We start from the raw sequence: 25143 nt of genomic DNA on the forward strand, positions 1-25143 counted from the left end.
GGAGTTATTGGTGATCAAGGTCCACAAGGATTAGACGGTGATAAAGGTTTAACTGGAGACAAAGGCGCAACAGGTGATACTGGAGATAAAGGTGCAACTGGCGACAAAGGAGCGACTGGAGATAAAGGTTTAGTTGGTGACAAAGGAGTTATTGGTGATCAAGGACCTGTTGGTCCACAGGGAGCACCAGGAGACCCAACAACTGATGATCAAACCTTAACTGCTGGTACAAACCCAGGAACCATAAGTATTTCAGGAGGTAATAGTGCTACCATTAACGTCAATGATGCCGATTCAGATCCTTCAAACGAATACAACACAGCTTTTGCTGTCGTAGGTACTAATTTAAGAATTACCGATGGTGGTGGAGCAAGAAACGTTGCGTTATCAGCATTAGGAACAGATGATCAATATGATGACGAAGTTTTATTAAGAACTCCAATTGATGTAGATCAAGGAGGTGAAGCTTCCCCAACAAATGAAACTACAGTGCAAGAAGTGATTCAGGCTATCGCGCCAATTACCTCTAAGGCGGCTAGAATTTTCTATCCACCTTCAATTGCCGTTGATGTTTCAACAAATGGAACATTTACGATTGATTTGTATGATGAGTATATCCAACAATATGGTTCTCCAACAGTAGGTAGTGCAGGTGCACCTAGTGCATTGCCAACCTATACGAGAACAGAATTGTATTACTATGTTACATATGCAGATCCAGCAGTTTTTGGTAATGGTACAGCAGTATCAGGAATGTCTATCGATGCTAATGGAAACTTAACATATCAGGTTCAAAACCAACCAACAGATTACAATTCATTAATTAATGTAGTTTTTGTAGTAAAATAATTAAAGCGAATAAACAGAAGACCATAGTTTGAGATCAATCAACACATATAAGCTTGTATTCGCTATCCTTTTCGGATTGCTATGTTCTAATTGGGCAAGTGCCCAATTTTTACTACAAGCACCGAATAGTACAGATGAAAATAATTACAAATGGTACAATGCCTCAGATACCAATACGGTTCTAGGTACAGATTTCTTCTATGAAGTAAATCAGCCAGGTGTATATTTTGCAACCTATGATGGAACTACTTGCGGTAAGAATGCCACAAGTTATTTTATCCTAACAGATTGCGAATCGCCTAATAACGAGGTAACATTAGATATTACAGCAAATGTCCCAGTGGGTGCAAATATAAGCTGGTCTCCCGCATTAACAGGAGATCAAATAGCTCCTCAGATTACAGCTACTAAGGATGTTATCAGATATTTAGCGACCTTAGTAAAAGCAGGAAATGCTAAAAACCTTCCTTCTTTTACGGTAGTTTGTATGAGTCAGGCAGCTAATTTAGTAGATGATGTAGCCACCGTAGATGAAGACGACTCAGTGGTAATTCCTATCCTTGATAATGATACAGAATTGCCAGTTGCAGGAACTTTAACAACATCCGATCCTGCAAATGGAACTATTGTTATAGATGATAATGGTACGCCTAATAATCCTTCAGATGATATACTAACTTATATTCCTACGCCAGATTTTAATGGTCAGGATACTTTTACGTATACCATTTGTAATACGTTTGGCGATTGTAGTACCGCTACGGTTACAGTAGAGGTACTGCCTATTGTAGACACCTTTGATGACGTGGTGACTACAGAAGAGAATATGCCTATTACCATAGATAATTGGAATGCGAACGATAATGACGTACCAACAGCAGGTACGCTTACCGTAACTACACCTACCAATGGTTCTTTGGTTGTAGACGATAATGGTACGCCAAATGATCCTTCTGATGATGTGATCACTTATACACCAAATACCGATTTCTCAGGAACAGATACTTTTGAGTATACGGTTTGTGATACATTAGGGAATTGTAGTACCGCCACCATTACTGTAATTACCACAGATCAAGTGGATTTAGACAGTGATGATGACGGAATTTTAGATGCTTGGGAAGACTTGAACACCGACAATGATAATGATCCGGCAACAAACCCAACAGATTCTGATAGTGATGGCATTGCAGATTATTTAGATATTGATAGTGATGATGATGGTATCCCAGATAATGTAGAAGCACAAACTACATCAGATTATATAGCTCCTAGTGGAGAAGATACTAATAACAATGGCTTAGATGATGCCTATGAGCAAGATGGTAACTTAGGAATAATTCCAGTAAACACGGATTTTGAAGATTTACCAGATTATTTAGATGATGATAGTGATAATGACAATGTGCCAGATTATATAGAAGCACACGATCATGATCATGATGGTATTCCAGATGTGGTATTTATCGGTTCTGATAAAGATAATGATGGTCTAGATGATGGTTTTGAAGGCAATACAACCATAGATATTGACGTTAATGATGAAGTAGATGATCCATTTACAGATTTACCAAATACGGATGAAGATGATGAGTCTGATTATAGAGATACCGATGATGACGATGATGGTATTTTTACAGCAGATGAAGATTTAAATCTTGATGGAGATTATGCAAATGATGATACGGATGGTAACGGAATACCTAATTACTTAGATCTAGATTTAGAAGAATTCTCAACAGATGAAGAAGTAGAAGTATTCAATGTGGTGACGCCAAACGGAGATGGAGTACATGATTACTTGACCATCTCTGGCTTAGAAAATTTCCCAAACAATACCATCAAAATTTACAACAGATGGGGTGTGTTAGTGTTTGTTACAAAAGCGTATAACACCCAAGGGAACATTTTTACAGGAAGTTCTAATGGCCGTGTTACAGTACAAAAAGACAATATGTTGCCTGTAGGTACGTATTTCTATATTTTAGATTATGGAGATGCATCGGGCACTATGAAATCAAAATCAGGATATATTTATATAAACAGATAGTATGAAAACCTTACATCTTAATACCTCTTATTACAAATGGGTTTTTGGCATACTATGCTTAGTAGGCTTCTTACATACCACAAGTGTTACTGCGCAACAAGATGCCCAGTACACGCAATACATGTATAATACAGTGAGCGTAAACCCTGGTTATGCGGGCTCAAGAGGGCACATGACCGTTGGTTTATTGCACAGGTCTCAATGGTTAGGGTTAGATGGGGCGCCCACAACGCAAACATTCAATGTGCATTCTCCAATAGGGTATAGAGGAGTAGGTTTAGGTCTGTCTATCGTCAATGATAAAATTGGGCCAACTTCTGAAACTAATTTTGATGTAGATTTCTCGTATACCATTCCCGTTTCTACAGAGGCAAAAATAAGTTTTGGATTAAAAGGAAGTATCAATTTATTAGATATTAGATATTCTGAACTCAACCAGTATGCAGCTGATCAAACATTACAACAGGATATTAGTAACCGATTGTCTCCTAACATAGGCGCAGGGGTTTATTATCATACGGAAAAGTTTTATGCAGGATTGTCTGTGCCTCGTTTTTTAGAAACTTCGCATTTTGACGAATCTTCGCTATCCACTGCTAAGGAACAAATGAACTTTTATTTTATTACCGGTTACGTTTGGGAATTAAATCCTAGTTTAAAATTTAAACCAGCTTTATTAACCAAATTAGTACAAGGTGCGCCACTACAAGTAGATGCTTCTGCAAACTTTATGATTAATGATAAATTAATTTTAGGAGCTGCTTACCGTTGGAGTGCTGCCGTAAGTGGTATGGTTGGTTTTAACGTTTCAGAAGGGTTCTTAATTGGGATTGCTTATGATCGTGAGACTACAGATTTAGGAAACACAAGTTTCAATGATGGTTCTTTTGAAATTGTATTGCGATACGACTTCATTAAAACTAAGGGGAATTTAAAATCACCTCGTTTCTTCTAAATTTTTTTAAGGCGCATTAATGTCATTCTTTTAGTTACAATCTTCTTATTTATTTTTTCTTAAACTTTTTATATCCTATAAAGATGTTATTTTTGTAAGGATGGCGTACGTCATTATTGCTAAGATTAAAAAAAAAGAAAATTGAAAGAAGAACACGTAATCCTTGTAAATCAATCTGATGAACAAATAGGAACCATGCCCAAAATGGAGGCACATGAAAAAGCGGTGTTACACCGTGCCTTTTCTGTGTTTATCATGAATAAGAAGGGCGAAACTATGTTGCAGCAACGTGCAGCACATAAGTACCATTCACCGCTACTCTGGACAAATACCTGTTGTAGTCATCAGCGCGTTGGAGAAACTAATATTCAAGCAGGAAAAAGAAGACTGCAAGAAGAAATGGGTTTTCAAGCAGAACTAAAAGAACTATTCTCATTCATATACAAAGCTCCCTTTGATAATGGGTTAACAGAACATGAACTTGATCATGTAATGGTGGGGTATTCTGATCATCCCCCAGAAATTAATCCAGAAGAAGTAGCAGACTGGAAATGGATGCTGCCGGAAGATGTCAAGAATGATATTGCTGCAAATCCGGACCACTACACCGCTTGGTTTAAGATTATATTTGAAAAATTCTACAGTTTCATCACGCAACATAAATTTGAATCATGAAAGTAAAAGTAAGTAGAAAGGCACATTTTAACGCTGCTCACCGTTTGTACAATCCTGATTGGAGTTTTGAAAAAAATGATGCCATCTTTGGACTTTGTAATAATCCCAATTTTCACGGTCATAATTATGAGCTTATTGTGAGTATTACGGGTAAAATAGATCCTGAAACGGGGTTTGTTATTGATGTGAAGATTTTAAAAGATTTGATTAAAAGCGAAATCGAGAATGCTTTTGATCATAAAAACCTTAATGTAGAGGTTCCTGAATTTAAAAATTTAAACCCTACCGCAGAAAATATAGCGGTGGTAATTTATGATAAATTAAGACCGCACTTTGAAAGTGACAAAGATTTGGAGGTAATTTTGTATGAGACTCCAAGAAATTTTGTTACTTACACTGGTAATAATGAATAACTAAAACAGAACAAGTTAAATTTGAAATCATGAATTTATATCCTTTAAAATTTAATCCAATCTTAAAAGAACGTCTGTGGGGCGGAACCAAATTAGGTGACATTTTTGGTAAACCTATTGAAAATGATATTACCGGTGAAAGCTGGGAATTATCTACTGTTAAAGGAGATATATCTGTGGTTGCAAATGGAGATTTGTCAGGAACGTCACTCCAAGATTTAATAGATACTAACGCAGAGGAAGTTTTAGGCGCGAGTGTAGTGTCGCGCTTTGGAAAAGAATTTCCGATATTAATTAAGTTCATTGACGCTAAACAAGATTTGTCTATTCAATTGCACCCTAATGATGAGCTTGCTAAAAAGCGTCATAATTCTTTCGGAAAGACAGAAATGTGGTATATCATGGATGCTGATGAAGGAGCAGATTTAATTGTTGGCTTCAATAAAGATGTGACTAAAGAAGAATATCAGAAAAGCATAGAAGATGATAAACTTCTAGATTTATTAAACTACGAGAAAGTAAAAGAAGGCGATACATTTTTTATCAATACGGGAAAAATACATGCAATAGGCGCAGGAGTAGTGCTTGCTGAAATTCAGCAAACATCTGATGTTACCTACCGTGTATTTGATTTTAATAGAAAAGATAAAGAGGGTAATTTACGTGAATTACATACAGAAATGGCACTCGATGCTATGGATTATACAAAGAAAGACGATTTTAAAGTAGCGTATGATACTACTACAGATACCGTAAATGAGATGGTAGACTGTCCGTATTTCAAGACAAATTACATTAAACTTACGAAAGATTTAACACAAGATATTTCTAAAAGAGATTCTTTTACAATTTTTATGTGTGTGTCTGGTGCCGCAACGGTAGTGAATGAATTTGGAGAAGCTAGCATTAAAAAAGGGGAAACTGTTTTGGTTTCTGCTAATTCCAAATCAATCGAATTAAAATCTAATGGGGCTACTCTTTTAGAGGTTACGATATAAAAGTGCTTTAATGTGCTGATATACTTGTAAAAAGATTACTTTTGCAAAAAATAAAATTTAGTAAAATGGCAAGTATACAAGATTTAAAGAAAGATATTAATTACGTTCTAGGAGATATTATAGAAGCAGTATATTTCTGGGAAGCTTCAAACGGCAAAAAAAGTTCTAAAGAAGGTTCTGAACTTATTGATGAAGCAATTAATGTTTTTGATGAATTAATCGCTAAAGTAAATAATAAAAACGTAGAAAGCAGAAGCAAGCACTTGAATGGTGTTAAATCTGAATTAGAAGAAAAAGCTACTGTTTTAGTTGAAAAACTTAATAAATTAGGTTAAGAATTACTTAGCTTCAATAAAAAAACCATCCAAGTAATTGGATGGTTTTTTGTTTTATAGCGGGATAAGAATTTATTCTTCTTTCTTCTTATCCTCTAAATATTTTTTAAGTTGTTTTCCGTATTTAGAAGCAGCAACCTCAGGGGTAAGCATTTTATGAATAGAATCTAAATACTTCATATTAGCGTCTGCCACCTCATTAATTGCAATGTAAGGGGCAATGTAAGAATCTTTGTTATTCAGTGCAAAATTCAACGCGTAGGCATAGCTGCGGTAAATATTTTTATCAGATAATTTAATCAGAGAATCTAAAGCTAAAGAATCTTTATTTACTTTGGGATCAAAACGCATCTGTAAAATTTCTAGATTCTTAGCGTTATATCTTGACATTCCTTTTTTATACTCTTCTAATTTCTCATTAGTCTTAGAACCTGTAATTTTTGCAGAGGTATCAAAAGTATCCCAAGCAGTATCTACGGTAATGATACCTGGTTCTCCAAAGAAGGTAATTCTATCATTTATATCATTATGATCATTTTTCACTAAATACAGATAATAAATATCTGGATTTTCAATAGGCGATTCAAAACTGAAATCTCCATTTCCTTTTATTTCTAAGGAATCAAGGTTTACTAAAACCGTATCCTGTAATTGTTGAAGGTAAAGTGTTCCTTTTTTTAAACCTTTAATAGATCCGTTTACGGTCATTGAATTTTTAGAATCTCCTGAACAGGAAATCAAGAAAAGTCCAACTAAGGACAGTAAGAAAATGTTCTTCATGGTATTAATTTTGGTGGGCAAATATCACTATTTTTTTATTTCAATTCGATATAAATACACGTGTACATGAATTATTTATACACAATATTACATTTTGGAAGCTATTTCCATAAGATAAGCACAAAGTAACGCTCCTCCTGTACCGACTACATAGCCAAATACGGCCAACAAAACACCTACAGAGGTCAATGAGGAATGAAATTCTGCAGCAACAACAGGGGCAGATGCTGCGCCACCCACATTTGCTTGGCTTCCTACCGCCAAGAAAAAGTAAGGGGCTTTGATGAGTTTGGCTACTAAAATAAGTAACAAGGCATGTATAGAAATCCATATAAAACCAACAACTAACAATCCTGGATTTTCTAATATTTTAGTGAGATCCATTTTCATACCAATAGTTGCCACTAGAATATAAATAAAAATACTACCTATTTTACTAGCGCCTGCGCCTTCATAATTTTTTGCTTTCGTAAAAGATAATATGATACCACATGCAGTGGCAATCACCACCATCCAAAAGAAATTAGAGCCTAAGAATGATAAGAAATTACTAGGGTCTGCTACAGCACTACTATTCTTCGTAAGGTATTCACTGATGGCATCACCAAAAAAGTGTGATATTCCTACGGCTGTAAAGGCAAAGCACAGCATCAGCATATAATCTTGCAATGTTGGCACTCGTGTTATTTTTGCAGAAAAAGCACTTACTTTTAGTTTTAAAGTTTCTATCGCAGTGGTATCTGCTTGTAACCATTTATCTATAGCTTTTGTTTTTCCTACTCCAAATAGTATAACAGCCATCCAAACGTTAGCCACAACAATATCTACCAATACCATTTTGCCATATTCATCAGGATTGTATTTGAAAATCTCTAACATGGCTGCTTGGTTTGCACCGCCACCTATCCAACTACCGGCAATGGTAGAAAGGCCTCTCCAAATAGCATCAAAATCATTGCCGCCTACTGTTTCTGGAGAAAATATAGAAACCAACAATATGGCTATAGGTCCGCCTATAATAATTCCTACTGACCCTGTTAAAAACATTATCAATGCTTTTGATCCTAAATTAGAAATTGCTTTAAGGTCTATGCTTAAAGTCATTAATACTAAAGCAGCTGGCAGGAGATACCTGCTAGCCATAAAATAAAGCTGAGATAGGTCATCTGAAATAATACGACAACTTGCTAAAACAGCAGGTAGTAAGTAACACATGAGTACAGCAGGGACAATACTATAAAATTTACGCCAAAAACCTGTAGTGATGGAGGAGGTGTAAAAAATAAACCCTAGACAAAGTGCTAATAATCCAAAAACAACCGCATCATTTGTAATTAAAACTTCATTCATACATATAAAATATCAAGGATGATTTTTTTCAAATATAATTAATCTCTAAGATGTTCTTGGATAAATTTGGCCACGCCATGTGCTGTATTTTCTTCGGCAATATAATTAGCAATTGCTTTTACTTCTGTTCTAGCATTGCCTACCGCAACACCACACCCAACATGTTCTAGCATTTCTATATCATTGTAGTTATCACCAAAAGCTATGACATCTGCTAGCGCTTCTTCTGTTTGTAATAATTTCTGTATGGCCGAAAGCTTAGTGACACTTTTTGGTGCTATTTCAATTAATGTATCGTTAGAACGGTAAATAGCAATAGCATCATGGTTTTTTTGTAACTCTGGGAAAATAGCATCGCATGATGCCTTTGTTCCCATAAGCATCACTTTATGCGCTCCTTCTATTTTTCTAGAGCGCCAATCTTGAAATGTAGCTGGTGTTGGCCTAAAATCTGGTGTTGCCTTGGTGTACTTAATCTCTTTTTCAACACGCTCAGACGTTTCCTCAACATACCACTCATCGGCATAATACAGTCCTAATTTAATTCCGTGATCTTCGGTAAGGCTATAAATAGATTTTAAAACTCGAAGGGGGATAGCAACAGAATCTAAAATTGCATTTCCATGAAGGATCAATGCACCATTGTAGCAAACAATAGGTTCATTTTCTATCCCTAGGTCTTTTTGTAAATAGGTCATAGCCTTAGGCATTCTAGCTGATACTAAATACACCTTTACGGAATTGTTGATTCTTTTAATTTCTGATATGGTGAGTTCGGAAACATCACTCTTTGTAGAAAGCAGGGTTCCATCTAAATCGGAACAAAGTATTTTATACCTCAATATTATTTTTTTAAATGTTTAGCCAATAGGTGAATTTCAGATTTATCGACCTATTTCTAGGTTTAAAATCGTTTACAATATAATTATCATTATACACAATGAATAAATCTGATAAGGGAGCAAAACGCCATTGTACCCGAGAATTGAAACCTAGATTATTCCGCTGATTACTATATTGCACTAAGGTAGACCAAAAGATTGATTTACTAAATGTAAATTCAAAACTAGGACTTACTAACCAGAAATCTGCGCTAGAGTAGGGTGCTGGCAGTGTTATCTTATCATAACTCACTAACAATGAGATTGCCGCTTTTGGTTGTAAGCGTAAAGTCATTTCTGCGGCAGAAGAAGCTCTTGTTCCATTAAAAAATGCCCCATAAGATTGTTCTAAAGAATAGGAAAAAGCTTTCCGAGAATCAGAACTAAAATTCATTGCGGCAGTAGAATACGTGTATTCAGAATTTGCGGGTAATGCAACAGCTTCTGCACTTCTACTAGGGTCAAATTCATTAACAAGATAGGTATAGTTGGTATCTACACTAAAATTAAATTCGGTTTGGTTTACAAACTCAGCTCCCCAAGAGGCACGTACCGTGTAATCTGTTGTTTTAAAATCTAGCTCCGGATTCAAGGTGAAAATAGGAAATACTTCAAAGCTATGACTATTAATTTTACTTGCGGTAGGCCAGAATACACGTTCAAACCCTGTAACAAACTTAAAAATATTTGTTCTACGTATAAAACCAAGATCAGACCTAAAGTCATCTCCGATATATACCCAATCGGAAAAAACATTGAACTTTCTACTATTGTAAGACATATAGGCCCCTGTAGAAATATCCTTACTATCGGAATCATGCTGAAAAGATTTATGCATATAAAATTTACCGTTCCACGTATTGTCAGCAGAAGCAAGATTATAATCTACTCCCAAAACTCTATTGTACCGATCTTCTGGTGCTACAAAATCATACGATTTAAAAGCTTGTCTATTTATGAAAAATAGCCCAATATTGGATCTGGAGAACAATTTGCGCTGTAGCGCAAACATGGAGTTATTGTTAGAGGGAATTTCATTTTCTAAATCTTCGGCCGTTTGAAGATTTAAAAAGCCTAAGCGCCAATCATTACTAAGCTTACCGCTTAAACGAAAACCACCAATAATTTTGTTTTCTATAGAGTTGTTATCCTTATCCCTAGCAATACCTATACGTCTGGAAAAAAACGGATTCGCATCTTGGCTACCACCAAAACTAGAAAAGAGATCGCTATTATCTACAAAAAATTGCCGTTTTTCAGGTAAGGATACTTCAAAGCGGGTAAGGTTAGTAAATACATTATCTACTTCTACATTAGAAAAGTCTGGATTTAAGGTGATGTCTAAATTCATCCCATTACCAATAGCTACTTTAGCATCACCACCAAACTTAAGATTGGTTTTACTGGTATTAGTTTCAAAGTCTTTTTGCGCAAGCGTATTTACATAAGGTATAATGGCAATTGGTGTTCTGTATTTTCCTAAGGGTTTTTCAAAAGTCATTTCTCCCATAAAAGCCAAACTATAGATAGATTGGTTTTGTGGAATTTTAGCCCAAGTACTGGTTTCATTATTTTGGGTATCAAATCTGTAGCTGTTAAATCGCCATTTTGTTTCTCCTTCTTTAAATTTGAAGGAGGTTAAGGGTATGGCAAGCTCAGCTGTATAATAGTTGTCAAAGCTTCTAGCTTCTCCTTTCCATTTTACATCCCAAGAGGTGTTAAAACCACCATCGCTGCCACCTCCATTAGAAATTAAGGCTTCGCGAATGACTCCAAACGGATTTATACCAAATAGGAAAGCATTGGTGCCATCATTAAAGGTATCAAATAGTAAACTTATATTGTCATTTCCGCCAGCTCTAAAATCTCTTTTTAAAGATGGAGTTACGTAGTTGCTTCCTGAAGTTTCCAAGCGAATGCCAATATATAAATGAGTGCCATCATAAAACATTCTGATGTCTGTATCTTTCTGAGCAAGTATGGTATCTGATGGGAAATATTGTTGAAATTTTGTGGCACTTTCTGCTTTTTCCCATACACCTTCGTCTAAAATACCGTCTATCTGAGGAATTTCAGGAATGTATTTAATAGCAATGTGTTTGTCCTCATTTTGAGCTAAAACAGATAGTGAAGCAAGGAAAAAGAGGGAACATATAGAGAACTTGAACATTAGGGTTGGTTTCGTTGGTTCTCAAATTTAAGGGTTTATTTTGTTATAAAACATGAAAGAAGTATCCTATAGTTGTAAATTAACCCTTAGCTATTGCTTATTGTGAAATAAATTGAAGTACTGCTGCTATCATTTTAGGTGAAATAGGATATTTAGGATTAAGGTATCCTTCATACCCTTGAACTTCAGCATCTTCTTCTTTCATGATATGATTCATGTTAGGGATAATCATTAAAGTAGCTTCTGGCTGAGCCACTTTTAAGTTTTGAGCGTTAGTAATAGCGACCTGAATATCTTTATCACCATTAAGGATGAGTATAGGAATCTGTAGTTTTTTAATTTCTTCCTGAGGATCAATTGAAGCCCAAGTTTTATAGAAATTTTGACTTTGTGGTGGAAACATGGTGACTAAACTAGGATCTACTGTGGTAATACTACCTTTTGTCATTAGCTCTTGAAAATGCTCTTCAACTAATTTCGCAAATTCTGGATTTTGCGCATAAATTTGTTGCACCATTATTTTATCAATAGTTTGTCCCACGCCTGCCATAGATATTAATGAAGTTATATCTTCGTTTACGGCCAACATAGCAATCAATGATCCTTGGCTATGTCCTATGAGATGAATGCCACTAAAACGTTGGTCGTTTTTAAAATGGGCTATTGTTACTTTAGCATCTGCTACAAAATCTAAAACCGTTACATCTTTTAACAGTTCCAAATTTTCAGATCTAGCGGAGCGTTTATCATACCTGTAAAAAGCAATTTTATGATTATTTAAGCTATCTGCTAAAGCTTTAATATAGCTGTTTTGCATAGGGGTGCCTTTTTGGTTTCCATTTCGGTCTGGATTACCTGAACCGTGGATGAAAATAACCAAAGGCATCTTGTCCTTTGTTTCAGGATAGCTTAATGTACCAGGTATCTCAATTGTTGCATTGGTAAGCTTAATTTCTTCTTCAATAACTTGAGAAAATGAAAAAATACTGTAGGAGAGTAAAATCGGAATAAGGAGATTTTTCATGAGTTAATTAGATTAGTGATGAGTAGTTTAGAAAGAATTTCAGCAATGATGATTGAGGTGAAAAATAAAATAATATGTACTGTGCTTTTTGCATTTGTAGCAATTTTAAAGCCGTTAAATAATAGTGAGATACTCCAAATGATAAAAAGGAGACTGATAAGCGCAAATATTCCTAAAGTAAGCACTGAATTTAATGGAAGAGTAGAAAAATCAGGAATTTGTTCGGATAGTAATGTATTTAAAAACTCTGAATTGATACGCTCCATAGTACCTCCTACATTAAAAAAGGGAATTAAATAGAAGGGGATTCTTGAAATTAAAGTGATGTTCAGAATATCAATAAACCGTGTCTTTCTGTTCATATACATTCCTAAAGCAAGTAATAAAATAGTTAGCACGGCGATGTTACTCAAATTATCCAGGGCTGGTTGCCAAGAGGTTGTATTATTTGCGAAATGCACATCTAGAACTCCATCATAACGTACATTAAAAAAGTATCCCAGATAAGATCCTAAAAGAGTTGCAGCAAGTCCAAGTATAAACAAATAATTTTCTTGATACTTTTTGAAAGGATTGAATAAAACTGTTTTCATGCTTAAGAATTTGAATTAGCTTGTAAGGATGTAATGATATCATCGAGCTTATTCCGCATGGTAGGATAGCTGATGTTCATTTGAATGGCCATCTTTTTTAGACTTCCACTATTTAAAACAAACTGCAATACAAATTCTTGATCCTCAGCAGATAGTTGAAGTATTTGAGGAAGGTCAAATTTTCCAGAAATAACAGTATCACAACTAGAGCACGAAAGTTCACTAACTAATAAGTTGCTTTCACAACTAGGACAGAACACAGGCAACTTTTTCATATACTAAACAGGTTTGTTTAGTAACAAAAGTATATATTATTTTAATAAAATTAAAATAAAACTAAATAAAGTTTAATAAATATTTATTTATATTTAATTGGATTTAAACTTTTTGGTCTTTTTCTTGTCAGGATTTTTAAATAAACGCTTTAAGAAACCGTCTTTTTTTATAGGATCGCAGTTAAGGTTTTGCAATACTTCGTCAGAGGTTGTTTCAAACGGTGCTTTAGTAATTACATCAAATTCTTTATCCTTATTCAGCTTTTGCAATAATAAGGCAAACATAGGTAGTGCGGCATTTGCTCCTTGCCCTAAACTAGTACTTTTAAAACCTAATTCATGATTGTCTAATCCTACCCAAGTAATATGTACAAGTTTTGGCGTGATTCCTACAAACCAGGCATCTTTATTATTTTGTGTAGTTCCCGTTTTACCAGCAATAGCATTCGGTAAATTATAAGCGTCTCTTAATCTAGAAGCGGTACCAGAATTAATAGTTTCTTTCATCATTTCTATCATGGTTTGTCTGGTCTCAGAAGAAAATGCTTCGGTGTCGGCAATTTTAGGTTTAAAAGTTTCCAAAATAGAATCTTTACTATTACTAATGGTCTGAATTAAAAATGGGGTTACCGGTTTGCTGTTATTTACAAAAGAAGCATATGCTCCTGCCAATTCTGTAATTTTTATTTCTCCGGTTCCTAAGGCTAAAGAAGGTTCACTAGGTAATTTTTCTAAAATGCCCATTTTATTAGCTTGTCGTATAACTTTTAAGATACCAACTTCTTCTAATACTTTTACGGCTACGGTGTTAACACTATTACTCAATGCTTGCTCCATAGAATAGTTTAAGTAGGCTTCGTCTTTACTGCCAGAATTACTAGGAGACCATCCTTTTAAATTTTCATAAGCTACCTCCTGTGCAGAAAAATACGTACAGGGAGCTATTCCATTTTCTAACGCGGCTGTATACACAATGGGTTTGAATGTAGAACCTACCTGGCGTTTACTCTGGGAAATATGGTCGTATTTGAAGTATTTGAAATTTACGCCGCCGATCCAGGTTTTTACAGCTCCCGTAGTTGGGTCTATTCCTAAAGATCCTGTATTTAAATATTTTAAATAATGCTGTAGGCTGTCTATCGTATTAGCTTCAACTGTCTTTTCGCCTTCCCAACCTGCGAGCGTCATTTTTCTTTTGATGCTTAAAGAGTCTATTATTTTATCTTCTGAGAGGCCTTCCTTTTTAAGCTTTTTATAAGCGTTTGTTCTTTTGAGTAGCTTATCTAAGAGTTTCTTATTGGTAAGCCAAGGAGCATTTTTACCATAACTTTTTTCAAAATCTTTTTGCAAAGTAGACAAATGTGCAACCATAGCTTCTTCGGCTAATTGTTGCATTTTAAAATCTAAGGTCGTATAAATTTTTAAGCCAGAGATATAAATATTGTATTCATTCCCATGCTCTTTTTGTGTAGTACTCCAAGCTAACAATTGCTTGCGGACTTCCTCTCTGAAATAAGGTGCAAGTCCATCATTGTAATTAAATTCTTTATAATCTAGTTTTAATGGTAAAGCAATAAGGCTATCTTTTTCTGTAGCTGAAATAAAATTGTTTTTTTGCATAGCCTGCAAGACCAAGTTTCTTCTTTTTAAGCTGTTTTCAGGGAATACTCTAGGATTATATCCATAAGTAGCCTTTAACATCCCCACTAAAACGGCTGCTTCTTCCGTGTTTAAATCTCTAGCTTTTTTATTGAAAAACTTTAAAGAGGCACTCTCAATACCAAATGTATTATCGCCAAAGCTCACCGTATTTAAATAATGATAAAGCAACTCTTCTTTACTGTAAATATCTTCTAGACGAGCGGCTATAAACATCTCTTTAATTTTATCAACGGCAATATTGGTGTTTTTGCGTTCTTCTCTGGGATATAAGTTTTTTGCGAGTTGCTGGGTGATAGTACTACCACCACCAGAACTTTTATCTTGCATTAAAATAGATTTGAAAGCTACCCGCATTAAACTAGGATAGTCTACACCGGAATGAGAATAGAAACGTTCATCTTCAATAGAAATTAATGCTTCTAAAAGATTTTCAGGGAACTCTTCAAACGCAATGGGTTGCCTATCAAAAAGATAATATTTGCCAATAAGCGTACTATCTGCAGCATAGACTTCGCTTGCTTTTTGATACTCCAAATTTCCTAACTCTTTTTTACTAGGTATTTCTCCCCATAATCCTATACGAATACTAAGAATGAATAGGATAAATAAGAGGAGTAATCCTATTACTGCTAGAAGTAAATACCGTAGAATTGGAGACTTAATTTTTTTGAAAATCACGCGTGTGCACTTTTAGTTAAAATATTAAAAACTATATACGACTTAATCATGCATTAAGGTTGTATTGTTTATTTTTGAGCTTTAAAAATGTAAAGATTGAGTAAATTTTAAATTGATGAAGAAAATTACCATTTTATTATTAACCCTATCCATTCAATTTGTATTTTCTACGGATGGAGAGTGGTCTAAAACAGGACATAGAACAACAGGTGAAGTTGCACAACGCCACTTAAGTAGAAAAGCAAAGAAGGCAATTGCCAAATTGTTAGAGGGGCAAAGCTTAGCTTTAGTTTCTACCTATGCAGACGATATAAAATCTGATAAAAAGTATAGAGAGTTTAGTGCTTGGCATTATGTAAATTACCCTGCAGATAAAAAATATACGGAAGTAGCACCTAGCCCATACGGTGATATCGTTATGGGAATTCAAAAATGTGCTGCGATCGTAAAAGATAAAAATAGTTCACAAGAAGATAAAGTATTCTACCTCAAATTTCTAGTACATTTATTAGGAGACTTGCATCAACCCATGCATGTGGGAAGACAAGAGGATAAAGGCGGTAATGATATTCAAATACAGTGGTTTGGAAAAGGATCTAATCTACACCGACTTTGGGATAGTAACATGATTGATGACTACGGGATGAGTTTTACTGAGATTGCAGATAATTTACCAGAGCTAACCAAAGATGAGGAGAAACAAATTCAAGAAGGTACTGTTTTTGACTGGGTAGAAGAATCTAAAGGCTTAGCAACAGAGTTATATGCTTCTGTTGAGGTTGGAGAGAAACTAGGGTATGCCTATAGTTATAAATATTGGGGACTTGTAGAAACACAATTGCAAAAAGGCGGATTGCGTTTAGCAAAAGTTCTAAATGAAGTTTTTGAGTAACATTTAATACACCACCCTAAAGGTTAGGTTTATTCGCTCTTGAATAGGTTTAGCCGTTTTAGGTATTTGGTGCAACCAATGGTGTTGTGTTGCTCCTTTCATAAGTAAGAGACTACCATGTTCCAACAAAAGTTTATGTTTTAAATTTTTGTTGGTTCTGTGTTTTAAATGGAAAAAACGTTCTTCTCCAAGGGTAATGGAAGCAATTATAGGGTTTTGGCCTAATTCTTTTTCATTGTCTGCATGCCAGCCATTACTGTCTTTGCCATCTCTGTATAAGTTTAACAAACAGGTCGTAAAGGTTGTTTGTGCAAATGTATCTACTTCATCTTTAATCTGTAACAGTTCTTTCGTAAATACATGTGGGCGCATTGAAATGCTAGAATAAGAGTATGCCTTATCATTATTAGCATATAATGCGGTTAGCCTTGGCTGAGCATATTTCTTTCCAAACACGGTAATATCATCTTGTTGCCAAGGTGTTTGTTCTCTAAGTAAGGCAAAATAGCTATCTGCTGAAACGGTATCAAAGAAATTAGGATAGTATATAAGGTCACTATCTGGTAGATTTAAATGAAGCGCTTCAGAAAAAAGGTTTGCCATTATTGTATAATCGACTTTAATTGGTTTCTGTACTCAGAAGGATTTTGTCCTGTAAACTGTTTGAATGATTTATTAAAGTGCGAAAAATTATTGAATCCGCTTTCAAAAGCTACATCTGCAATGCTCATAGGCTTTTCTGCTAAAAGCTTTGAAGCATGTACCAAACGATACTCATTTACAAACTGTACAAATGTTTTTTTAGTAATCTTTTTAAAGTACCTGCAAAATGAAGGTACCGTCATACTTGTTAAATCTGCAATGGTTTCTAAAGAAATTTCCTCTTTGAAGTTATTCTTTACAAAATTAAAAACCATATTAATACGGTCATTGTCTTTCATGGAAGACTCCATAGAGAACCCTTCTGCGTTTAATAGTTTAAACTCTTCAGAGTTTCCTAGTTCATTTAATATATTAAGGATAGAAAGTAGTTTTTGAAAATCTGTTTGATATTCTAAAATTTCTATTTTCTCACCAATCTTCTTTTTTGTCTTACCGTAAAAAGCTATTCCGCCTTTACACGCTTCAAAAATGGTTTGAATTTTTTTCATCTCAGGAATGTTGAAAAAATCAAAACCAAGAAAATCTTGCTTCATTTGTACCACAGTTTCAGATTTGTTTCCTGTAGTGCCATCGGTAAAACCGCAATGCGGTAGGTTAGATCCTATTAATATAAGGTCACCATCATTATAATAGGATACGTGACTCCCAATTTGTCTTTTTCCAGAACCACCATTAATGTATACCAGTTCTAGTTCAGGGTGGTAATGCCACACCGTATTCATATTGGGTTTATCCTCATCAAATTTCTGATACGTGAAAGAATGTCCAAAATCTGGAGCAATAACTTCAAACGTAGGTTTTTGTAGTATCATGCTTTTAAGTTTATATACAATTAGAAATACGCTTCATTTAGCTTCGCTGGTGCAAAGTTACCTAAAATATGTGTTATATTAACGTTAAGGTCATGTAAGGATTGTAATGATGTTAATATAGCATAGAAATTGGAAAAACGTGCATCACTTTTAACTGAATATGCGACATATCTTTGCCATGTAAATAATTAGTAATCCTCCTAAAACAAACAGTTATGAAAAAAGTTCTAAAATTTACCGCAATGGCAGCTTTAGTGTTCGGCACTTTTACAGCTTCGGCCAATGAACTAAAATTAAATGTTGCAGCCGATAAGGAAGCAAAAAGTTTAATTTTTGAATTAGACATCGTATCTAAAGACACAAAAATACAATTCCTAGATAGTAACAATAACGTAATTTATTCTAATAGCAATGTTCAAGGCAGTTCTCTTCGTAAGAAATTTGACCTTAGCAAATTAGAAACAGGAGTATATACCTTTAAGGTAGATGATACTACACAAGTTACTACTTATTCTATTTTGATTGACGGTGAATCTATCAGTATCCTTAATAAGGATGAAGTGATTAAGCCAGTATTTAGAATGAAAGATAACATGGTTTATATTAACTTTTTAAACATTGAGAAGAAAGATGTTGAGATAAAAGTTTATGATTCTAGTGATAGAGTATTATACACTCAAAAAATATCTGATACTTTAATTGTTGAAAAAGCAGTAAACTTCAAGACAGCTCACAAAGGTGACTACACTATCGCTGTAAAAAATTCAAAAGGAGTTTACACAGAAAATGTAAGTATATAATATTGAAAATTTGGTTTTAAGTTAAGTTGAGTTAATTTTTTTAAACCTAAAAGGGGAGCGTAAGCTCCCCTTTTTCTTTTGTAATTTATTCTAATGTCTTTATTTAGAATTTGAAATCCAACTATTAATTTTGTTTTCCAATAAAGCTAAAGGCACACAACCTGTTTCTAATACTTGATTGTGAAATTCTTTAATATCAAATTTGTCTCCTAACTCTTTTTCTGCTTTAGCGCGTAATTCTATAATTTTAAGTTGCCCTATTTTGTAGGATAGGGCTTGCCCAGGATTAGCCATATAACGCTCAATTTCAGAAGTAATACCTGCCTCAGATTCTGCTTCGTTAGCTAGAGAGTATTCAATAGCTTCCTCTCTGGTCCATCCTTTAGAATGCAAACCTGTATCTACCACCAAACGTATTGCTCTATGCATTTCTGCTCCTAACATTCCAAAATATTGGTAAGGATCTGTGTATAACCCAAGTTCTTTACCTAAAGACTCGGTATATAATGCCCAACCTTCTCCGTAAGCGCTATACCATAACGTTTTTCTAAACTTAGGAAGTTCCTTATTTTCCTGTGTCAAAGAAATTTGAAAATGATGCCCAGGAATAGCTTCATGTAAAAATAAATCTTCATCAGAATACATGTTGTATTTGGTAACGTCTGGTATAGGAGTATAAAAAATACCGGGTCTAGTACCGTCAATAGATCCAGGGTTATATTCTGCACTGGCAGACGCCTCTCTAAATGCTTCCGTTCTTCTAACCTCAAAAGGTGTTTTGGGCTGTTTGCCAAAAAGCTTGTCTACTTGAGGTTTCATTTTCTCATGTATGACCTTAAAGTTTTCAATAACTTGTTCAGGAGAAGTAAAAGGCATCAGTTCTTTTTTTGATCTAACAAAATCAAAGAAGGCCTTTAAGTCTCCTTCAAAACCAACATCTTTTTTAATTTTCTCCATTTCAGAAGAAATACGTGCTACTTCACTTAGACCTAATTGGTGAATTTCATCAGCGGTCATGTCTGTGGTCGTATATAGTTTTATAGAATAGTCGTAGTATTCCTTTCCATTAGGAATACCTTCTATGCCACTAGTTGTTCTAGCTGCGGCCATATATTCCGTATTCATAAAGTCATATAGATTTTGGTATGCAGGAATAATCTTTTCTGAAATCATAGCAGAATAGGCTTCTGTCAGGCGGTCTGTGTCAACATCAGAAAAGCTTTCTGGAATATTTTTTATTGGAGAGAAGAACAAATGTTTGTCCAAATCGCGCTCTGTCATGTCTTTTAGTTGCGGTGTAACTTTCAGTACTAATGATTTTGGCAGAACATGACCTGTTTTCATACCTTCTTCCATTCTTGTTTTAGCACTGGCTAACCACGTGGTATAGGCATCTAACCTTTTTAACCAATTGTCATAATCTGCAACTGTTTTAAAGGGCTGCGAGCTTGCACCACTAGCTAATTGTCCCATCATTAATTGCATGGTCCACATTTGATTGATAGGAAGTAATTCTTCTCTAAAACCTAAACGTTCTAAATTACGATCGCATTCCCAAAGTAAAATGTCTTTACTCATTTGTTGGCTAGACGTAAGCGATTCCTCATTAACTTCCGCTAGTTTTTGTTTATAATCCGAATAAAATTTATTTTCAGAGGTAATGAATTCGTCACTTAAAAAATTAGGTAAAATATCATTGTAACGCACATCTCCTTGTGAGGTTGCATTTAAAGGATATAGTTTTAGGCTCTCCTCAAAATAGTTTTCGAGTAAGCTGTCAAACTCTGTATTGTGCATAGCAATAGCAGGTTCTTTTTTAGCCTCTTCTTTACAAGAGTATAGGCCGATTAGGCAGAAGCTGATTAGTAGAATTTTTTTCATAACATTATTGAGTTTTTAGTGAGTTTCGTAATCGTTCTTTTTTGTATTCAGGTAAGGCATCATTGCTCAAAATTAATTGAATCACTTCAGGGTCTTTAGTTTTAGCAAATAAAAATTGATTGTATTGATTAATGGTTAAGCTATTTTCTGATTGGGAGATAAGTATCATCTCATCACCGGTGGTAACTGTTCCTGTTTCTAAAACTTTAATGTAGGTTCCAGGATAGTTATGAGCTACAAATTTTTTGATGATTTTAGAATCATTAAAGCGTATGCCTAATTTATAGCAAGGCTCTCTAGGTTGCGTAATTTGTACTAAGGCAGACCCTAATTTGTAGGTGCTTCCTATGCGTAATTTAGATTCGTCCAGGCCTTCTATGGTTAAGTTTTCGCCGAACATGCCCCAATTCCATTCTAAATCTGGATAGTGGTTTTTCCAATACGGATATTGATCTGCGGAATAAAGGTAGCATGCCTTATGAACGCCGCCATGATGTTTCCTGTCAATTACCGTATCATTGGCAACATCCTCATTTAAGAGCTGTATAGCCTCGGAAGTAGGGTATTTGTAGATCCCCGTTTGTTCTTCTTTACCATTCCACAGTATGGTGGTTGATTTTCCTAAGTTGGTTGAAATTACCTTCATGTTATAAAGGTAGAAACTATCTAGGTATTTTGTGATAAAAAATTTTATCTTAGTATGGCAGGTAATAGTATGCCCAATACATTAATCCGAATTGTAACGGGATTCTTAAGATAAGAATCCATCTAGGGATACCTGCACCTTCTTTTTTGCCCGAAAGCATATAGAAGTGAACCAATAAAAAAACAGCGAGCATGGCTATAATGCCGTAAATAGATAGATTTTTTGTGGACGGGAAACAGAGTCCAATACCCAATGCTATTTCTGCTATGCCACTTAGAGATACTAGAAGCTTAGGGTTGGGAAGGTATCTGGGCATAATGCGCAAATAGGTTTTTGGCTTAATAAAATGCATAACACCTGCAAATACATAAATTGCGGCTAAGAGGTATAAGTGAAATGGGTAATTCATAATTAGTACTTAAAATGCCAAAACGGAATAGTGACTAAGGTGTCATTTGCTACTTGAGTACTATCTGCTGGCGGTGCTAAGATACGGAGGATATGTTTGCCTTCCTTTAAATCTCTTATGTTGAGGTAGGTTTCAAAACCTAGTCTTTTATGTTTGTCTGTAGTAATTATGTAATCGGAGGAAAATCTTAAGGAATCTATTTGAATATAATATAATTCTTTGAATGTGCTTAAATAATCAAGTTCGTTAAGATGGTTTTTTGTTTGAATTTTGATATTACTAAAACTAATTCCTCTTTGATCAAATTTAGGTTTTAATGCTTCGTTTTTTTCAAATATTTGATCTTCAATATTCTTTTTAAATAAAATAAAAACCTTTAAATAATTTTCTTTAATTATTTTAGAAGGTATAGAGGCTGTTTTTATAAAATCTTTATTGTCTAACATTAAATCTTCATAATTGTAACTGCTAGCATAGTTTTCCAATGAAGTTGGCTTATTGGATAAATAGTTTGAATGTTTAAAATCTATATTAAATAAAAAGGAAGTAATGATATATAGGGGTAATAATAAAAAGACAATGCGTTTACCAAATTTATTATCTAAGAAATTATAAATTATTGGTCTGTACAAAAATGAAAGCGTCAAATAACTAAACAGCCAGTAAATAGGGAAGTAGATTTTAGCAATCCATTTATTTTTTTTAAAAATTCCTTGACCAATAAAATCAATAAAAACGATAATTGATAATAAAATAAATATAGTTAAACCTACACTAAAACCCATCTCAACCCACATGATTCCTGACAAGTATGGGTTTTCAAATATTAAATAGGCTACTGCTGCTAGGATTAATATAAAGATGAATAAGGATAGCGTGTAGAAAATTGATAAAAAAGAAATAGCAAATAATACACTACAATACTTTTCTAATTGCCCAATATATTTATCAAAAGAGCCAACATTTTTTTTTAGATAAGTGGTAAATTGTTTTGAGTATTTTAAAGCGTTATAATCGATATCTCCAGAAACATAGCGCAAACCTACTGCGCCAATCCATAAGCCTCTTATAATAACATGTAATATTAGATTGAATATTAAGATACCCCATATAATAGTCACTGCTTCCCACATAGTGTGGAAAAAGTCAAGATTCATTTCTTTTGCTGTTAACGAAGCAACTTTTAAAGGCTCATAGGCCAAAATCAAAGCATAAATGGCAAAACCTGAAATAATTAATTCTAGTTGCCAACTTTCTTGCTGTAATTTGTCTAACCACCTTTTAAAGGAAGGGCTGCGGTAATCGTTATTCATTGGTGTGGTTGTTTGCTGAAAGATACTAACTTTTCTAAAAATAAAAAGCCGCTTCAAATACATGAAGCGGCTTTTTTAAATTAAAACGAATAAGGATCAAAAGTCGGCCCTAATCGTGCGTTTATTTTACCATCTCGTAACTACGTTTAATGAAGTTTGTAAGCTCCTCACCTTTTAATAGTCCTTTAGATAAACGTGCTAAATCTAAAGATTGATTTATTAATCGTTCTTTCTTCTTAGCTGTTTTGGTAGTTAAAATTTCAGAAACTAATGGGCTATTGGTGTTTACAATAAGGTTATACATTTCTGGCATATTACCCATTCCAAACATTCCGCCACCACCGGTTTGTTGCATCTCTTTCATACGACGCATAAACTCAGGCTCCGTAATAATAAAAGGAGACGCAGCGCTATCCATAGCTTCTAACTGAATCGTGTATGATTTGTTAGCGATTGTTTCTTCTAATTCCTTTTTAAGAGTTTCTTTTTCTTCATCAGAAAGTTTAGAAATCTGCTCCTCGTCTTTCTTAATTAAGTTTTCAATATGATCTGCATCAACACGTGTAAAAGAAATATTCTCTTTAGATGTTTCTAATTTCTGCATCAAATGCGAAATAATAGGAGAATCTAAAAGTAATACTTGGTAGTCTTTTGCTTTTGCAGCTTCTATATAACTGTGTTGCGCTTCTTTGTCTGATGCATAAAGAATAACTAGCTTACCATCTTTATCTGTTTGGTTAGCCTTTAGTTTTTCTTGTAATTCTTCAAACGTATAGAACTTACCATCTACTGTTGGGTAAAGTGCAAATTTGTCTGCTTTTTCAAAGAATTTATCTTCAGAAAGCATTCCGTATTCAATAACTATTTTAATATCATTCCATTTAGCTTCAAAATCTTCTCTATTGTTTTTGAATAAAGAAGAAAGCTTATCGGCTACTTTTCTAGTTATGTAAGATGAAATTTTCTTAACAGCACCGTCTGCTTGTAAATAAGAACGAGATACGTTTAATGGTATGTCTGGAGAATCTACAACCCCGCGAAGCATCATTAAAAACTCAGGAACAATACCTTCGACGTTGTCTGTTACATAAACTTGGTTTTGGTATAATTGAATTTTATCTTTCTGAGTGTTTAAATCATTAGATAACCTTGGGAAATATAAAATACCAGTTAAATGAAACGGATAATCAACATTTAAATGAATATGAAATAAAGGCTCTTCAAATTGCATAGGATACAATTCTCTGTAGAACTCTTGATAATCTTTAGTTTCTAAATCTGCAGGTTGTTTTGTCCAAGCAGGAGTAGGGTTATTAATAATATTATCTACCTCTTCTGTAGGGGCTGCGTCTTCTTCTTTAGCACCCTCTGGTTTTGGTAAGGTTTCAGTTCTTGTTCCAAATTTAATAGGAACTGGCATAAACTTATTATACTTAGATAAAAGTTCATTAATTCTATGGTCTTCTAAAAATTCTGTAGAATCATCAGCAACATGAAGTACAATCTCTGTTCCTCTTTCTGTTTTATCAGAAGGCTCTAAGTCAAAATTAGGAGAACCATCACAAGACCAATGTACTGCAGGTTCATCTTTAAAACTTTTAGTAATAATTTCAACCTTACTAGCTACCATAAAAGCAGAGTAGAAACCTAAACCAAAGTGACCTATAATTCCAGAATCTTTTGCGCTGTCTTTATATTTATCTAAAAATTCTTCAGCACCAGAAAAAGCTACTTCATTGATATACTTCTTTACTTCATCTTCGGTCATACCTAGACCTTGATCAATAATATGGATTTTCTTTCCTTCTTTATCAACTTTTATCTCGATAATAGGATTGCCATACTCAACAGAAGCTTCACCAATAGAAGTTAAATGCTTCAATTTTAAAGTTGCATCTGTCGCATTAGAAATCAACTCTCTTAAAAATATTTCGTGATCGCTGTAAAGAAATTTCTTTATTAAAGGAAATATATTATCAACGGACACATTAATCTTACCTGTCGCCATATGTAATTTAAAATTTATAATTATTAATATG

At 34.3% G+C, this 25143-nt stretch carries 24 protein-coding genes; 9 read left to right on the forward strand and 15 right to left on the reverse strand.

The window, feature by feature from the left end:
• The 7 genes from BLQ19_RS15210 to BLQ19_RS15240 form a co-directional block, all read left to right on the forward strand.
• A partial coding sequence (locus BLQ19_RS15210; RefSeq protein WP_074538909.1) for a collagen-like protein occupies nucleotides 1-849 on the forward strand: 849 nt, incomplete at its 5' end.
• A 28-nt stretch (nucleotides 850-877) separates the two neighbouring features.
• Complete coding sequence (locus BLQ19_RS15215; protein ID WP_074538910.1) at nucleotides 878-2899, forward strand: Ig-like domain-containing protein; 2022 nt, start codon at nucleotides 878-880, stop codon at nucleotides 2897-2899.
• Nucleotide 2900: 1 nt separating this feature from the next.
• The gene (locus BLQ19_RS15220) at nucleotides 2901-3854 is read left to right on the forward strand and encodes a PorP/SprF family type IX secretion system membrane protein (protein WP_024481543.1); all 954 of its coding nucleotides are present in this window, start codon (nucleotides 2901-2903) and stop codon (nucleotides 3852-3854) included.
• Between the two features lie 141 nt (nucleotides 3855-3995).
• The gene (gene idi / locus BLQ19_RS15225) at nucleotides 3996-4529 is read left to right on the forward strand and encodes an isopentenyl-diphosphate Delta-isomerase (protein ID WP_074538911.1); all 534 of its coding nucleotides are present in this window, start codon (nucleotides 3996-3998) and stop codon (nucleotides 4527-4529) included.
• The gene (locus BLQ19_RS15230; RefSeq protein ID WP_025615738.1) at nucleotides 4526-4942 is read left to right on the forward strand and encodes a 6-pyruvoyl trahydropterin synthase family protein; all 417 of its coding nucleotides are present in this window, start codon (nucleotides 4526-4528) and stop codon (nucleotides 4940-4942) included. Before idi ends, BLQ19_RS15230 begins: the two co-directional genes overlap by 4 nt.
• A 29-nt stretch (nucleotides 4943-4971) precedes the next feature.
• Nucleotides 4972-5940 (forward strand): type I phosphomannose isomerase catalytic subunit, encoded by a 969-nt coding sequence (locus tag BLQ19_RS15235; RefSeq protein ID WP_029446946.1) that lies wholly within the window; start codon nucleotides 4972-4974, stop codon nucleotides 5938-5940.
• 65 nt (nucleotides 5941-6005) lie between these two features.
• Complete coding sequence (locus BLQ19_RS15240) at nucleotides 6006-6275, forward strand: hypothetical protein (RefSeq protein ID WP_024481539.1); 270 nt, start codon at nucleotides 6006-6008, stop codon at nucleotides 6273-6275.
• A gap of 72 nt (nucleotides 6276-6347) precedes the next feature.
• On the opposite strand, the gene BLQ19_RS15245 is transcribed toward BLQ19_RS15240, so the two are convergent.
• The 8 genes from BLQ19_RS15245 to BLQ19_RS15280 form a co-directional block, all read right to left on the reverse strand.
• Nucleotides 6348-7055: a DUF4369 domain-containing protein gene (locus BLQ19_RS15245; RefSeq protein ID WP_024481538.1), complete on the reverse strand. Its 708-nt coding sequence runs from the start codon at nucleotides 7053-7055 to the stop codon at nucleotides 6348-6350.
• Nucleotides 7056-7142: 87 nt separating this feature from the next.
• Nucleotides 7143-8405 carry a DUF819 family protein gene (locus tag BLQ19_RS15250; RefSeq protein WP_034666616.1) on the reverse strand — a complete coding sequence of 421 codons (1263 nt, stop codon included), beginning with the start codon at nucleotides 8403-8405 and terminating at the stop codon, nucleotides 7143-7145.
• A gap of 38 nt (nucleotides 8406-8443) precedes the next feature.
• Nucleotides 8444-9247 carry an HAD family hydrolase gene (locus tag BLQ19_RS15255; protein ID WP_074538912.1) on the reverse strand — a complete coding sequence of 268 codons (804 nt, stop codon included), beginning with the start codon at nucleotides 9245-9247 and terminating at the stop codon, nucleotides 8444-8446.
• A 10-nt stretch (nucleotides 9248-9257) separates the two neighbouring features.
• The gene (locus BLQ19_RS15260) at nucleotides 9258-11456 is read right to left on the reverse strand and encodes a DUF5916 domain-containing protein (protein ID WP_074538913.1); all 2199 of its coding nucleotides are present in this window, start codon (nucleotides 11454-11456) and stop codon (nucleotides 9258-9260) included.
• A 97-nt stretch (nucleotides 11457-11553) separates the two neighbouring features.
• Nucleotides 11554-12480 (reverse strand): alpha/beta hydrolase family protein, encoded by a 927-nt coding sequence (locus tag BLQ19_RS15265; protein ID WP_074538914.1) that lies wholly within the window; start codon nucleotides 12478-12480, stop codon nucleotides 11554-11556.
• Nucleotides 12477-13073: a hypothetical protein gene (locus tag BLQ19_RS15270; RefSeq protein ID WP_074538915.1), complete on the reverse strand. Its 597-nt coding sequence runs from the start codon at nucleotides 13071-13073 to the stop codon at nucleotides 12477-12479. Before BLQ19_RS15270 ends, BLQ19_RS15265 begins: the two co-directional genes overlap by 4 nt.
• 2 nt (nucleotides 13074-13075) lie before the next feature.
• The gene (locus BLQ19_RS15275; RefSeq protein WP_024481532.1) at nucleotides 13076-13348 is read right to left on the reverse strand and encodes a DUF2089 family protein; all 273 of its coding nucleotides are present in this window, start codon (nucleotides 13346-13348) and stop codon (nucleotides 13076-13078) included.
• A 93-nt stretch (nucleotides 13349-13441) separates the two neighbouring features.
• Complete coding sequence (locus BLQ19_RS15280; protein ID WP_074538916.1) at nucleotides 13442-15688, reverse strand: transglycosylase domain-containing protein; 2247 nt, start codon at nucleotides 15686-15688, stop codon at nucleotides 13442-13444.
• Nucleotides 15689-15803: 115 nt separating this feature from the next.
• Here BLQ19_RS15280 and BLQ19_RS15285 point away from each other — a divergent pair, with 115 nt between their 5' ends.
• On the forward strand, nucleotides 15804-16580 hold the full coding sequence (locus tag BLQ19_RS15285) for a S1/P1 nuclease (RefSeq protein ID WP_074538917.1): 777 nt from the start codon (nucleotides 15804-15806) through the stop codon (nucleotides 16578-16580).
• A gap of 3 nt (nucleotides 16581-16583) precedes the next feature.
• Here the strand turns inward: BLQ19_RS15285 and BLQ19_RS15290 are convergent, their stop codons facing one another.
• Together BLQ19_RS15290 and BLQ19_RS15295 are read right to left on the reverse strand one after the other, a co-directional pair.
• A complete protein-coding gene (locus BLQ19_RS15290) occupies nucleotides 16584-17183 on the reverse strand; it encodes an alpha-ketoglutarate-dependent dioxygenase AlkB family protein (protein WP_074538918.1) in 600 nt (199 codons plus the stop codon).
• The gene (locus BLQ19_RS15295) at nucleotides 17183-18055 is read right to left on the reverse strand and encodes an AraC family transcriptional regulator (protein ID WP_025615730.1); all 873 of its coding nucleotides are present in this window, start codon (nucleotides 18053-18055) and stop codon (nucleotides 17183-17185) included. The genes BLQ19_RS15290 and BLQ19_RS15295 overlap by 1 nt, the downstream gene beginning before the upstream one ends.
• Before the next feature lie 215 nt (nucleotides 18056-18270).
• Between BLQ19_RS15295 and BLQ19_RS15300 the strand changes: the two genes are divergently transcribed.
• The gene (locus BLQ19_RS15300) at nucleotides 18271-18855 is read left to right on the forward strand and encodes a T9SS type A sorting domain-containing protein (RefSeq protein ID WP_074538919.1); all 585 of its coding nucleotides are present in this window, start codon (nucleotides 18271-18273) and stop codon (nucleotides 18853-18855) included.
• 99 nt (nucleotides 18856-18954) lie between these two features.
• Here the strand turns inward: BLQ19_RS15300 and BLQ19_RS15305 are convergent, their stop codons facing one another.
• From BLQ19_RS15305 to htpG, 5 genes are all read right to left on the reverse strand, one after another.
• Nucleotides 18955-20736, reverse strand: a complete 1782-nt coding sequence (locus BLQ19_RS15305; RefSeq protein ID WP_025615729.1) for a DUF885 domain-containing protein — start codon at nucleotides 20734-20736, stop codon at nucleotides 18955-18957.
• Between the two features lie 4 nt (nucleotides 20737-20740).
• Nucleotides 20741-21382 carry an MOSC domain-containing protein gene (locus tag BLQ19_RS15310; RefSeq protein ID WP_074538920.1) on the reverse strand — a complete coding sequence of 214 codons (642 nt, stop codon included), beginning with the start codon at nucleotides 21380-21382 and terminating at the stop codon, nucleotides 20741-20743.
• Between the two features lie 49 nt (nucleotides 21383-21431).
• The gene (locus tag BLQ19_RS15315; RefSeq protein ID WP_074538921.1) at nucleotides 21432-21791 is read right to left on the reverse strand and encodes a DoxX family protein; all 360 of its coding nucleotides are present in this window, start codon (nucleotides 21789-21791) and stop codon (nucleotides 21432-21434) included.
• A 2-nt stretch (nucleotides 21792-21793) separates the two neighbouring features.
• The gene (locus BLQ19_RS15320) at nucleotides 21794-23104 is read right to left on the reverse strand and encodes a hypothetical protein (RefSeq protein ID WP_139150271.1); all 1311 of its coding nucleotides are present in this window, start codon (nucleotides 23102-23104) and stop codon (nucleotides 21794-21796) included.
• Nucleotides 23105-23225: 121 nt separating this feature from the next.
• The gene (gene htpG / locus BLQ19_RS15325; protein WP_025615724.1) at nucleotides 23226-25112 is read right to left on the reverse strand and encodes a molecular chaperone HtpG; all 1887 of its coding nucleotides are present in this window, start codon (nucleotides 25110-25112) and stop codon (nucleotides 23226-23228) included.
• Nucleotides 25113-25143: the final 31 nt, after the last annotated feature.

Origin of the sequence: Cellulophaga baltica (genome assembly GCF_900102165.1) — a bacterium.
GTDB lineage: Bacteria > Bacteroidota > Bacteroidia > Flavobacteriales > Flavobacteriaceae > Cellulophaga > Cellulophaga baltica.

Coding starts and splice junctions, on each gene's coding strand:
- BLQ19_RS15220 (WP_024481543.1), top strand. CDS start 2,901: ATGAAAACCTTACATCTTAATACCTCTTATTACAAATGGGTTTTTGGC.
- BLQ19_RS15230 (WP_025615738.1), top strand. CDS start 4,526: ATGAAAGTAAAAGTAAGTAGAAAGGCACATTTTAACGCTGCTCACCGT.
- BLQ19_RS15235 (WP_029446946.1), top strand. CDS start 4,972: ATGAATTTATATCCTTTAAAATTTAATCCAATCTTAAAAGAACGTCTG.
- BLQ19_RS15240 (WP_024481539.1), top strand. CDS start 6,006: ATGGCAAGTATACAAGATTTAAAGAAAGATATTAATTACGTTCTAGGA.
- BLQ19_RS15245 (WP_024481538.1), bottom strand. CDS start 7,055: ATGAAGAACATTTTCTTACTGTCCTTAGTTGGACTTTTCTTGATTTCC.
- BLQ19_RS15250 (WP_034666616.1), bottom strand. CDS start 8,405: ATGAATGAAGTTTTAATTACAAATGATGCGGTTGTTTTTGGATTATTA.
- BLQ19_RS15260 (WP_074538913.1), bottom strand. CDS start 11,456: ATGTTCAAGTTCTCTATATGTTCCCTCTTTTTCCTTGCTTCACTATCT.
- BLQ19_RS15265 (WP_074538914.1), bottom strand. CDS start 12,480: ATGAAAAATCTCCTTATTCCGATTTTACTCTCCTACAGTATTTTTTCA.
- BLQ19_RS15270 (WP_074538915.1), bottom strand. CDS start 13,073: ATGAAAACAGTTTTATTCAATCCTTTCAAAAAGTATCAAGAAAATTAT.
- BLQ19_RS15275 (WP_024481532.1), bottom strand. CDS start 13,348: ATGAAAAAGTTGCCTGTGTTCTGTCCTAGTTGTGAAAGCAACTTATTA.
- BLQ19_RS15285 (WP_074538917.1), top strand. CDS start 15,804: ATGAAGAAAATTACCATTTTATTATTAACCCTATCCATTCAATTTGTA.
- BLQ19_RS15290 (WP_074538918.1), bottom strand. CDS start 17,183: ATGGCAAACCTTTTTTCTGAAGCGCTTCATTTAAATCTACCAGATAGT.
- BLQ19_RS15295 (WP_025615730.1), bottom strand. CDS start 18,055: ATGATACTACAAAAACCTACGTTTGAAGTTATTGCTCCAGATTTTGGA.
- BLQ19_RS15300 (WP_074538919.1), top strand. CDS start 18,271: ATGAAAAAAGTTCTAAAATTTACCGCAATGGCAGCTTTAGTGTTCGGC.
- BLQ19_RS15305 (WP_025615729.1), bottom strand. CDS start 20,736: ATGAAAAAAATTCTACTAATCAGCTTCTGCCTAATCGGCCTATACTCT.
- BLQ19_RS15310 (WP_074538920.1), bottom strand. CDS start 21,382: ATGAAGGTAATTTCAACCAACTTAGGAAAATCAACCACCATACTGTGG.
- BLQ19_RS15315 (WP_074538921.1), bottom strand. CDS start 21,791: ATGAATTACCCATTTCACTTATACCTCTTAGCCGCAATTTATGTATTT.
- BLQ19_RS15320 (WP_139150271.1), bottom strand. CDS start 23,104: ATGAATAACGATTACCGCAGCCCTTCCTTTAAAAGGTGGTTAGACAAA.
- htpG (WP_025615724.1), bottom strand. CDS start 25,112: ATGGCGACAGGTAAGATTAATGTGTCCGTTGATAATATATTTCCTTTA.